At 39.2% G+C, this 6323-nt stretch carries 6 protein-coding genes; 2 read left to right on the top strand and 4 right to left on the bottom strand.

Annotated features, from left to right (window positions below):
- Positions 1-591: 591 nt before the first annotated feature.
- The 3 genes from thyD to CUN59_RS09855 form a co-directional block, all read right to left on the bottom strand.
- Entirely contained in the window at positions 592-1509 is a 918-nt protein-coding gene (gene thyD, locus CUN59_RS09865) for a thylakoid membrane protein ThyD (protein ID WP_104387690.1), read from the bottom strand.
- Between the two features lie 35 nt (positions 1510-1544).
- Positions 1545-3965 carry a heavy metal translocating P-type ATPase gene (locus CUN59_RS09860; protein WP_104387689.1) on the bottom strand — a complete coding sequence of 807 codons (2421 nt, stop codon included), beginning with the start codon at positions 3963-3965 and terminating at the stop codon, positions 1545-1547.
- 239 nt (positions 3966-4204) lie between these two features.
- On the bottom strand, positions 4205-4477 hold the full coding sequence (locus CUN59_RS09855) for a hypothetical protein (protein WP_104387688.1): 273 nt from the start codon (positions 4475-4477) through the stop codon (positions 4205-4207).
- A 234-nt stretch (positions 4478-4711) separates the two neighbouring features.
- On the opposite strand from CUN59_RS09855, the gene CUN59_RS09850 reads away from it, so the two are divergent.
- Both CUN59_RS09850 and CUN59_RS09845 read left to right on the top strand, forming a co-directional pair.
- On the top strand, positions 4712-4867 hold the full coding sequence (locus tag CUN59_RS09850; RefSeq protein ID WP_104387687.1) for a lmo0937 family membrane protein: 156 nt from the start codon (positions 4712-4714) through the stop codon (positions 4865-4867).
- A gap of 87 nt (positions 4868-4954) precedes the next feature.
- Complete coding sequence (locus CUN59_RS09845) at positions 4955-5365, top strand: YggT family protein (protein WP_104387686.1); 411 nt, start codon at positions 4955-4957, stop codon at positions 5363-5365.
- 297 nt (positions 5366-5662) lie between these two features.
- Here the strand turns inward: CUN59_RS09845 and CUN59_RS09840 are convergent, their stop codons facing one another.
- A complete protein-coding gene (locus CUN59_RS09840; RefSeq protein WP_104387685.1) occupies positions 5663-5938 on the bottom strand; it encodes a TM2 domain-containing protein in 276 nt (91 codons plus the stop codon).
- Between the last annotated feature and the right edge of the window lie 385 nt (positions 5939-6323).

Raw genomic sequence — 6323 nt, 5'->3', positions numbered from 1 at the left:
GAGAGGGGGGGATTCGAACCCCCGTTGAGTTGCCCCAAAACGCATTTCGAGTGCGTCACCATCAACCACTCGGACACCTCTCCAAGACAAACGTGAAGTTTTCGTTTCACAAGTGCTGACTGCAATTATAACATAACTGTAGATAGGGTTTGCTGAAAAAGTTGTCTGTGAGGAGAGGGAACAGGGAACAGGGAACAGGGAACAGTTTCAACTATCTGAATATCCTCAATTTCTCATATCCGACCCGACCCGACAAGGAAAAATGCAACTGTTTTGAGACTCCATTTGCCAAAATCTTGCACTTACTTGTTCTTAAAATCCGCGAAACCCCTATTAATAAACGGTTATAGCTTTATTCAGCAAACCCTAATTACCTCCACTAAACCCAATACTATTGCCAAAACCCTGAAACCCTATTGATATCGTTACGATTTTATTGGGTTTCAGACATATTTGGGAAAATTGGCAATAGTATTGTTAAAGCATTAACAACTCTGGTAAATCTATCAAAATAGATAAACGAATTAGGGCGGCTTTGTTAATGATTGTCAATTTCAATCTATATTTTCGGGAAGATTTACTCATGATCTTTTATAAAATCTGCCTCAATGCCGATTCTAAATTAGAATATTGATACTGAAAACCGGATTCTAAAGTATGTTTGGGTAGAACCTGTTGCCCTTCTAATACTACCTTTGCCCCATCTCCTAACATCGCTTCCAAGGCAAAAGAAGGTACAGGCAACCAGGAAGGACGATTCATTACTTCCCCCATGGTTGTGCTTAAATCGTTCATGCGGACAGGACTGGGTGCGGTGGCGTTATACACGCCATCCATAGTTTGTTTTGTTAAAGCTTGAATAATTAAACTCACAATGTCGTCTATGTGAATCCAAGAAAACCACTGGCGACCACTGCCAATTGGTCCACCTGCGAAAAGTTTAAAGGGGGTAATCATTTTTCCCAACGCGCCACCATTACCTAAAACAATGCCAAAGCGCAGAATTACTAATCGCACACCAGCATCTTTAACCTTCCTCGCTTCCCCTTCCCACTCCTGACAAATTTCGGAGAGAAAATCTTGACCTGGGGGACTATTTTCATCAAAAGTTGCGGTTTCACTCGTTCCGTAGTAACCGATAGCAGAAGCATTAACTAATACAGTGGGGCGAGGATTAGCTTTGGCTATAGCTTCCACAATTTTCTGTGTACCCAGTTTGCGACTGTTGAGAAGTTCTTGCTTGCGTTCTGGTGTCCAGCGTTCTTCAGCAATGGGTTCTCCGGCTAAATTTACTACTGCATCACAACCTGCGATCGCATTTTGCCAAGCACCGGATACACCAGGGGTATAAGCAATAATTTCTAAATTCTCAAAAACTGATGGGGGAAAAACCCTTTGAGCAGAATTAGGATTTCGAGTCAAGACTAATATTGTATGACCTTCTTTATGTAGTCTTTTTACTAGCGGACTACCCACAAATCCTGTTGCACCACTAATTGCTATTTTCATGTTACTAGTTATTGTTTATCTTGCCTTTCGCTATATTAGGGAGCAAATCTCCTCAATAAAATTGAGTTGGTAACAACACTAACGGAGCTAAAGGCCATTAATGCTGCGGCGCTAGAAGGCCCCAGATTAAAACCCCAGCTAGGCAATAATACACCAGCAGCTAGGGGAATACCTATTGTATTATAGGCAAAAGCCCAAAATAAATTTTGCCGGATAGTATTGAAAGTGGCACGACTCAACTGAATTGATTTTACAACATCGGTAAGAGAATTTCGCATCAAGATAATTTCCGCAGTTTCCATTGCTACATCTGTACCAGAGTGTAAAGCGATGCCCACATCTGCCTGTGATAAAGCAGGAGCATCATTTATACCATCGCCTACCATGGCCACAACGGATTTAGTTTTTTCAGACTGAAGAGATTGAATGGTAGCAGCTTTCTGGGCTGGAGGGATACCTGCCATAATATCGTCGTTATTTATTCCTAGTTGTTTGGCGATCGCTTGAACTGCCTCTGGTCTATCACCACTGAGCAGCATTACCCGTAAACCCATCTGGTGTAATTTGTCTACTGCAATTTGGGCATCTGGTCTGAGGGTATCACTCACTGCAATTAAGCCGCTTAAAGTCCCATCCACAGCTACACCAATGACGGTTTTTCCGGCTTTGGCTAGTTTGTGTCCTTGTTGATGTACTTTGTCATGAATATTCACTTGGTGGTAATTTAACCATTCCCAATTACCTAACAGGACATTTTTTCCCTCTACGACAGCAGATACGCCCAGACCTGGTTCTGTGTGGAACTCCACAGCATTGGGAATGGTTAACTCTTGAAATTTAGCTTCTTGTTGGATAGCTGTAGATAGGGGGTGATAAGTGCCACTTTCTACTGCCGCTGCTAGTTGAATTAATGATGATGGCGAAACTGATTCTACCAAGACTATACAATCAGTTACCGTGGGCTTGCCTGTAGTGAGAGTGCCAGTTTTATCAAAAACTACCGTGTCTAATTTGTGGACTTTTTCTAAAACGTCCCCACCTTTAATTAATAGTCCCCGTTCTGCACCCATACCCGTTCCTACGAGAATAGCTGTAGGGGTAGCGAGTCCCAACGCGCAGGGACAAGCAACCACCATGACAGCGATCGCTAATTTTAAACTAATTAATAGTTCAGAATATTGAGTGTGGGGTAGTAAATGCTGGGCAGTATGCCCCATATCATGAGCCATTTCCATCCCCCCAGATATAGCTACATCCGGCCAGAGTTGAGTTCCCAGCAAATACCAAAAGGCAAATGTTAAACAAGAAGCTGTTAATACACCGTAGGTAAAATAACCAGCCACTCTATCAGCCAATTTTTGTACTGGTGCTTTGCGAGTTTGGGCAGCTTCTACTAAAGCCACAATTTGTGCTAAAGTTGTATCATCACCTGTGCGGGTAGATTGAATAGCGATCGCCCCTGATTGGTTCAAAGTTCCCCCAGTCACAGTGTCCCCCGGTTGCTTCATCACGGGTACAACTTCCCCAGTCAGCATGGACTCATCTACGGTAGTTTGGCCAAAGCGAACTTCACCATCTACCGGAACTTTATCCCCTGGAAGCACCTGCAACCATTCACCCACACGCACTTGTTCCGCCGGAATTTCTATAATATTTGCCCCAGAAATTAATTTTTCCGGGTCAGGACTAATAATTAATCTCGCTGTTTGCGGTTTTAACGCCAACAATTGGCGAAATGCTGATGCAGCACGTCCTCGCGCTTGTCTTTCTAAAGTTCTCCCCAACAAAATAAAACCCAACATCATCACCGGTTCATCAAAAAAGCACTCCCAACCCATTTGGGGAAACAATAACGCCACCAAACTGGCAGTATAGGCCGTTAGCACTCCCAAACCGATGAGAGTATTCATATTTGGCGCACCCCGTCGCCAACCCTGCCAACCTTCTATTAAAATATGTCTACCAGGGACAATAATAGCTACCGTCGCCAGTCCACAATGAAACCAAATATTATTTAAAAAAGGGAAAATAGAAGAGCCAAGATCACCAACATGGCCAATTCCTGATAATACCAGTAATAAAATAGCAACTACTAACTGTCTAATTGTCCCTTGTATTTCTTGGCGTTGCTTGGTAGCCGAGTTCCGGGCAGGATCAGATTTATCACCAGCATTTTTATTTCTACGTAACTCACTGGGAAAGCCCGTCTCTGTTAATTTCTGAGCTAGTGCTTCTGCATCTACAGTACCACGTTCTGCTTCCACAACTGCCACTTCTGTAGCCAGGTTAACACAGACACTTTTTACTCCTGGATATTGCAGAAGCTGTTTTTCCACTGCTTTCACACATCCAGCGCACTTCATACCGCCAACATCTAAAATAATTTTCTCTGAGTCCAATGTTGTTGGGGTTGTGGGAGATTCGGATACTATTTCAGTCTTTGGGATCAGTTGCATAGCTAGTTTCTAGATTCGCTCTTGTTAGTCTGACGCTTGGTAACTAACGTCTCTACTTTGAGGTTAAGCTAAATCTGCCACTTTAACCAAGTGAAAGAATATTAAATTTCTTTAGATTCCCTTTTTGAAGATACCGGACTGCTCCTAAATGTACAATTTATTTGGCACAATTACTTAGTTGTATCTAAGTATCAATAATTTTCAGAGATTTGCAAGCCTGTAAATATTCGACAATCAAACTACATAACTTTTAATGCAATCATACCAATAAATACGGCAAGACCTAGCCCTCTACGAAAATAATTAACACCTTGAAATAATTCTATCCACCCCCAAGTAAATAAAAAGCCATTTGCCAGTAAGCTGAACACTGTATTGATTTTTCCAGTTGTAAAAATTAGAGATAGTAAACTAGTTAATACCCAAACAATAAGCGGTAAGTTTGGCACCTGAGCGATAACAATTTTGCCATTGCTGTCACGAAATATTTTATCAACTAATAGAGTTTCCATTATTGTTAATGCCAATTATTTAAAATATTAAAACGTTCAGGTAAATCTGTTTTCAAGTATCTAATTGCTTAATTTTGTTCTCTTTCGTTTGGACTATTTCTTCTTGAGGATTGAGAGCCAATAAGATTCAGATAAGATGTTGACATAACCAAATGCCTACTCTCAAAACAGACTGTAACCTGTATTTGCCTATATTAAATATTCATCACTTTTATCTAAATAGAAAAGGAAAATATGATTAATCTAATTTGGACTGCTGCTGTTATACTCTTTATCCTCTGGCTGTTAGGGTTCTCCGTTAATGTTGGAGGTGGCTTAATTCATCTGCTTTTAGTTTTAGCTCTAATGGGAATAGTTTACAATTTACTAATTGGTCGCCGCATAGTCTAATTTTCGAGGATGCAGGGCTGTAGCTGAGGTTTGAAGACTAGCACCGAAGTTATAGCCATATTATTAAACATCTCACACTTATACAAAATGAATAGAAATCCTCGTGAACAAAGTAATTATGATCGAAGACAAGAACTTCACCGTGAAGAAGAAAATTTCCGACTGCAACAGGAAGAGGGACGACTTGAATCTGGCAGACGAAGCTCTACATTTGCCTGGATTATTAATAGCATTTATCTTCTAGTCGGATTGCTAGAAGTTTTGCTGATGTTACGCTTCTTTTTACGTTTTTCTGGTGCAAATACGCAAAATATTTTTGCCCAGTTTATTTATAATCTTTCTGCTCCCTTCATTGCGCCATTTTCCAGCTTATTGATTAGTCCTGTTGCTAGTGGTGGAGCAAACGTTTTTGATGTTAATATTCTAATGGCAATCGTTGTGTATGCTCTCTTAGGGTGGCTGGGTATATGGCTGGTAAAATTTCTCTATGCTCGATAGATAAAAGTTGGAAAATGACAGCCTTTAATTATAGAAATTAAGGGTTTTAAAGTTTGGTAGACTAGTAACCACAGAAAAAAATTTAATTGATGATTAATGACTACTTTAGCTTAATTTTATTGCTGTAAATTACAGTAGTTAATTGTATTGGCAACATAAAAATTAGACTTTTGTAGAAATAATTTATTTCCCAACTGGATACTACGGTAAAATATCCCATGCTCATCATGAGCAAAATAAGTAAGTGTATCTGTTTATGTTTGAGAATTTGCATATTCGTCTTGCTTAATCAAAAGCCTAAAACCAACCTTGTTTATTCACAAAATATGTATTGACAAAATCTTCATGGGGTTTATTCAAATAAATCATCGCTTCAATTAAACCCACAAGCTGCATAATTATTAATGTAAATCCGTAGGTAAAAGAACCACCAATTATGGAAATAGACAACATAATAAAACCTTCTGAAGTGTAACCAAGAATAAATTTATGTATTCCAAATCCACCAAATATAATTCCTGCATAACCTGCTAATAATTGTTTAGTAGTATGAGATGGATTGATATTAGTCATATTTATTGATACTCCTTGATATCTAAAAGATATAATTTTAGGTACTGATTTGTTAGATAGGATGGTTATATACTGGTTAGGTGTTATAAGATATAGAAAATGTTGCCAAAAAATATCATGGATAATCTTTGTCAATTGTGAGATACAACTGACATGAAGATTGGTCAAAATAGTATGACATTAACTTTTCTACAGATTTATTATTCTCAGATCCGGATATTTTGGAAATTCACATTCCCTTAATAACGCTTTTATTGTAAAAAAAACCTGGAGATCATTTCGTAGTCAGGATATCAGTCCTCAAAGGAGGAATAAATTCCTGACTACAAATTTTGAATTATTTATACCAATTTTATGTGAGGCTGCACCAAATAAATTTGCTATA

Origin of the sequence: Cuspidothrix issatschenkoi CHARLIE-1 (genome assembly GCF_002934005.1) — a bacterium.
Taxonomy (GTDB): Bacteria; Cyanobacteriota; Cyanobacteriia; order Cyanobacteriales; family Nostocaceae; genus Cuspidothrix; species Cuspidothrix issatschenkoi.
Note: the sequence above shows the minus strand (reverse complement) of the source record. Positions and strands in the feature narration are given on the sequence as shown.

What these genes read in the sequence shown, in the direction of transcription:
- thyD (WP_104387690.1), bottom strand. Translation starts at nt 1,509, where the DNA reads ATGAAAATAGCAATTAGTGGTGCAACAGGATTTGTGGGTAGTCCGCTA.
- CUN59_RS09860 (WP_104387689.1), bottom strand. Translation starts at nt 3,965, where the DNA reads ATGCAACTGATCCCAAAGACTGAAATAGTATCCGAATCTCCCACAACC.
- CUN59_RS09855 (WP_104387688.1), bottom strand. Translation starts at nt 4,477, where the DNA reads ATGGAAACTCTATTAGTTGATAAAATATTTCGTGACAGCAATGGCAAA.
- CUN59_RS09850 (WP_104387687.1), top strand. Translation starts at nt 4,712, where the DNA reads ATGATTAATCTAATTTGGACTGCTGCTGTTATACTCTTTATCCTCTGG.
- CUN59_RS09845 (WP_104387686.1), top strand. Translation starts at nt 4,955, where the DNA reads ATGAATAGAAATCCTCGTGAACAAAGTAATTATGATCGAAGACAAGAA.
- CUN59_RS09840 (WP_104387685.1), bottom strand. Translation starts at nt 5,938, where the DNA reads ATGACTAATATCAATCCATCTCATACTACTAAACAATTATTAGCAGGT.